Origin of the sequence: Vibrio sp. 10N.237.312.B06 (assembly GCF_041464685.1) — a bacterium.
Taxonomy (GTDB): domain Bacteria; phylum Pseudomonadota; class Gammaproteobacteria; order Enterobacterales; family Vibrionaceae; genus Vibrio; species Vibrio tasmaniensis_A.
Genome location: NZ_JBFSPI010000163.1, coordinates 1 through 3,724, shown reverse-complemented (window position 1 = coordinate 3,724; position 3,724 = coordinate 1). Strand labels below are relative to the sequence as shown.

The following is a 3,724-nucleotide window of genomic DNA, read 5'->3' as shown; positions in this document are numbered from 1 at the left end:
CTATGGAGTGAACCTGTTTATCGCCTAAAATAGGCGCGATATGTAAACGAAAGGCACTCTTATTCTTTACCGTCGTTCTTGGTTTCCAGTGGCGAGGATAACGCTTGAAAAATTCCTCTGCGAAGACCCGAATCGTTATTGGTGGCAGCTCTTTTATATCTGCCAGATAACGAGTCTGGTGAACTTCATTCACCACTTGCTTCCGCACCTCTCGTAATGATAGGTCGGTTGCTTTACCAAGCTTCCGGTGAACCCTTAACCCTTCATGCTGAAAACGAATATAAAATCGCTTCCCTCCTGACGGATAAACTCTTAAATACAACTCAGGGACTTTTGTATCGTAAAACTCTTGAACCAGATGGTTAGAAGGGATGCGCTCAACAAAGCGTTGTGTGAGTAAGACTTTTTTCATCATTTAGTACCTTCATATAGGGACATAGAATCACGAAATTTCGTGAAAACATGCCATATCAATGAAAGACACAAACTACACATCGCTTAGCTATCAAATACTTACTCCAGACAACCATCCATAATCGCCAGATTATGACGTGGTGTGTGGTCACCAACTCAACTAACCAACAACTCAGAACGAATGATCTGAGTTCCTTAATCAAAACGACGGGAAAAACTGACAGCGAAAGACAAAAGCCGACCAGGTGGCGAATGAATCTGACGAACGAGGGATGCGGGGGATTTGGAAATTGAAGGAAGAAAGCGAGAAGAAAAGCGAAAGACCTTGCACCGTTATGGTGCAAGGTCTTTTATTGAACGTTCATCTTAAAATAAACCGATTGGACTTTTTGGATGTATATTTTTCTGGCGTTCTCAGTGCGTTTGGAAAAACCCGCATTATACGCGCCGACACTGTTCCAGTTATAACCATGACTAGAAAAATTAGAACTTAATACCCATGCGCCAAGATGAACATTAAAGCAAGGATGATAGATGTTTTTTTCATTCACATTAAATTCGGATAGTCGATCAAACCAATGGGAATTAATTTGCATCAATCCAAAATCACGGCTGATGACTTGACCGGATTGGTTTTTATTTTCATTGTACGCGTTCGGCTTTAGGCTACTTTCTACCGTGGCGATGGATTTTAAAAGCTGTGGATCGACATTATAAAATCGCCCTGCCTCATCAAAGCAAAAAGCCCAACTGAAACACGGCGATAACAACGAAAGATAAAGTAATGGTTTCATCATAAAAAAGAGCCCTAATAATAGGACTCTCATTTTATGCCATCCCATTGAGATATCAATATTCACAAGGTAATAAAATTGTGGTCACGCTGCGGTCACGTTCAGTTATTATCCAAACCGATTGATCACAAATCGTATAATTCGATATCACTCTCTCGCCTGTTTTGGTTGCTTCGTCATTGGTGATTTTATCTTCAATGCAAGTCTCTCCCCAATCTCCACTTTGGTGACGCTGCAAATAAATCGACAAGTTAGCACCGACATTATTATCTAATAACTGCTCAATACCTTGCGTATAGACTACTTTACCCAACGAAAACGGCACGGCCGTACAAACGTAACATTTTGCTTTCGTTTCTTCTCTATCTTGTGTAGCATTCAGAATGTTCATTCGAATATTCACCATAATTGACTTGAACATGCCTTGATATTTGATGGAACAAATATCAAGGTGCTTTAATTTTCACGTTTAATAAACGTCTTCCTTTTTACGAATGTGATTAAACACTTCATAAATCTCATCGTATGAAATGCCATAGCCTTCGAGTTTTTCCACACAATCACAAATATCATTTGTGTAGAAACATTCGTGATTAAATAACTCACGGCGAATGATCGCCTTTTTCCCGTTCTCTTTGATATCTTCGGCGATCCCTTCTTGAGCGATGGAATCTAAACGAGTCATTAATTGCTTGGCATTATCAACTGGGCAAATTAACCCCATACCTAGTGATGCGTATTTCACGCCCTCTTTTTTTGCCTCATCGAACTGTTGATTAGAAAAAGCAAAGAACGCCCCAGCATCATTAAAAGCCTGAGTTTGTTTGTCTTGAATATAGTGTGAGAGATATTTCATTATTTAAGTCTCCATTTTATAACTAAGGGGTATCAAGTCTTTATACTTCGATATATTGATGGCTATCTGTCACCCATCCCATGACGACAGCACGACTATTCAGCCCTACCTTATTTGTTTCAGTAATCACATGACCTCTCGCGATGCCTTGCCCCCAGTACGGCTTATTGAGTTCTGTTTCTGGGAATAAAACCGTCAGTTCTAGCCAAACACTGGAGTGCCTGGCTCTTGCTTTTACATGAGCGGCAATCACGACAATATTTTCCACAGAGGTTGATCCTGATAGGGCAACATCACGACTTGGCTCTACTGGTTGCAGACGCTTAGAGATATCATTTTTTGGTGAGCTTTCGTGCTCCAGCGGCGAAACGCTGGTCACTGAATTTGAATTAGAGAGAGTTAGGTTTGAATTTTGTTGCGCCATGAGGATTTTCCTTTTGTTTGAGTATCACTTTTCGGAGCCGCTTGGCTGTCCGCTCTCTCACCATCGTTCTGCTTTGCAAGGGCGCGCAGCGTTCATTTACCCTTGCAAATCAGGTTGTGGGGAGAGACGGTTAACAGCCTGCGAGCCCGTAAATGATGCGAGTGAAAGGAAATCGGCGCATAAGAAAACAAGCCTTACTCGAACTTATTCAAAGGTAGGGAAAGCAACGAGGAGGTACGACGAGGCGTAGCGAACGCAGTGAGAGGAGTGCGTTCAGGATTGCAGCGATATCCTTTTAGATAGGGGCTGTAGAGAGGCACATCCTGGGGCGGCACGCAGTGACTCACCAGGGTGATGTCACTCTTAGGCCATAGATAAAAGATACAAGCGAAAAGCCTTGCCCGAAGGGTAACGCCCAAGTTAAGCCCTTATCACGACGCTGTGCTTCAAATCCGCTTTAAACTATCATCATAAAAAACTCGTCAATTAAGCCCTATCAGCCACGCAACCACAAATTGACATCAATACACTGCAATACAATCAAGCATCGAGTCAATGGGCCTACAGTCCTCCTGAGAGCCAGCTAGACGACCGCTTGCGGTCGAGCCTTTGGCTCAACTTCTTTTAGCGCGACCACAGCGTTCAAGGAAATCACCAAGGAAACTAAGGCCTCCAGGCTAAGAGGCATCTCATTCGGTTTTAATCGAATAAAGTAATGGGCTTTGTTGCGTAATTCAGTTTAGAGACAGAGCCGCCCGTTTTGCATGCTTTGTTAGTCAATACGACAAGTTTCAGGCATACCTAGCCTAGTGAGCTTATTCAACGCTTTTATCATCTCGTAAGTTTCACCCACCTGTGCATTGTAATTTCTTAAGCTCAACCGTCCTCCTAGCAACTGTTTAACTCGATACATCGCTGTTTCTGACAATGAACGTTTATGGTATCCATACCGCTTTTTCCAATACTTATTCGAGCCGTATAACTTCTGACAACCCACGGCGAGATTGCGAGGGTGACCACGCTCCCAGAAGGCTGCCCCCTCTCTTGGGGGAATAAGAGCAATGGCTCCCTTAATCTTAATAGCAGCATGACACGCTCTCGTGTCGTAAGCCCCATCACCAGATACCTCAAGGATACTGCGGCGTGTTTGTTTCAGTAAGTTCGGGAGAACTTCCCCATCCGTAACCGTCGATAAACTTAGCTCGGCTGCAATAATTTCATGAGTGCTTGTATCGA

5 protein-coding genes and 1 pseudogene are annotated in these 3,724 nt (G+C 43.0%); all 6 read right to left on the bottom strand.

The annotated features are described in order from the left end of the window. Window positions 1-415 (bottom strand): annotated as a pseudogene (locus AB6C75_RS23080) (site-specific recombinase); the annotation flags it as partial. Between the two features lie 349 nt (window positions 416-764). Next, entirely contained in the window at window positions 765-1,208 is a 444-nt protein-coding gene (locus AB6C75_RS23075) for a lytic transglycosylase domain-containing protein (protein WP_076678512.1), read from the bottom strand. 55 nt (window positions 1,209-1,263) lie between these two features. Then, window positions 1,264-1,599 carry a hypothetical protein gene (locus AB6C75_RS23070; RefSeq protein ID WP_016766862.1) on the bottom strand — a complete coding sequence of 112 codons (336 nt, stop codon included), beginning with the start codon at window positions 1,597-1,599 and terminating at the stop codon, window positions 1,264-1,266. Window positions 1,600-1,677: 78 nt separating this feature from the next. Continuing rightward, window positions 1,678-2,064, bottom strand: coding sequence for a hypothetical protein (locus tag AB6C75_RS23065; RefSeq protein ID WP_102308722.1), 387 nt, complete (start codon window positions 2,062-2,064; stop codon window positions 1,678-1,680). Window positions 2,065-2,104: 40 nt separating this feature from the next. Then, on the bottom strand, window positions 2,105-2,488 hold the full coding sequence (locus tag AB6C75_RS23060; RefSeq protein ID WP_076648261.1) for a hypothetical protein: 384 nt from the start codon (window positions 2,486-2,488) through the stop codon (window positions 2,105-2,107). Between the two features lie 772 nt (window positions 2,489-3,260). Then, the coding region (locus AB6C75_RS23055; protein ID WP_372109429.1) for an IS5 family transposase at window positions 3,261-3,724 on the bottom strand (464 nt) is incomplete at its 5' end.